Source organism: Psychrobacter sp. 1U2, from assembly GCF_051847575.1.
Genome location: NZ_JBPYDC010001884.1, coordinates 1 through 505 on the forward strand (window position 1 = coordinate 1; position 505 = coordinate 505).

General features: G+C 45.9%; 1 protein-coding gene. It reads left to right on the forward strand.

All coding sequences use genetic code 11. The features are described from left to right. A partial coding sequence (locus ACS8FD_RS24940) for a M16 family metallopeptidase (protein WP_439277818.1) occupies positions 1-505 on the forward strand: 505 nt, incomplete at both ends.

The following is a 505-nucleotide window of genomic DNA, read 5'->3' on the forward strand; positions in this document are numbered from 1 at the left end:
CAGCGTACTGATGACAATCCACTTGCCAAAGCTTACGAATCGTTTCGACTATTAGCCTTACCGGATAGTCCTAAAGGCGAATCTGTCATCGGACCTATGAATGAGCTTGAATCGATTGAGCTGGCAGAATTAAAAGATTGGTATCAGACTTGGTATGCCCCTAATAATGCAACCTTAGTTATCGTGGGTGACGTTAAGCCAAAGGAGGTCTTAACACAAGTCAAACGCTACTTTGGTGACTTACCTTCCAGCAAATTACCAACACGCCCAGCGGTAAAGCAGCAAGGCTTCCGTGGTTATAAAAAAGTTGACTCTGAGCAGGCAGTACAAGTGCCCGTATTATTAATGGGTTACAACGTCCCTAGCCTAACAACCGTTGGCGCGGATAATGAAAAGCAAGCTTATGCGCTATCACTTGCCCAAGATGTCTTAGATGGTGGTCTATCGGCGCGTTTAGAAAGCCGACTCATACGTGACCAAGGTTTACTCACCAGCGTCGGAACTT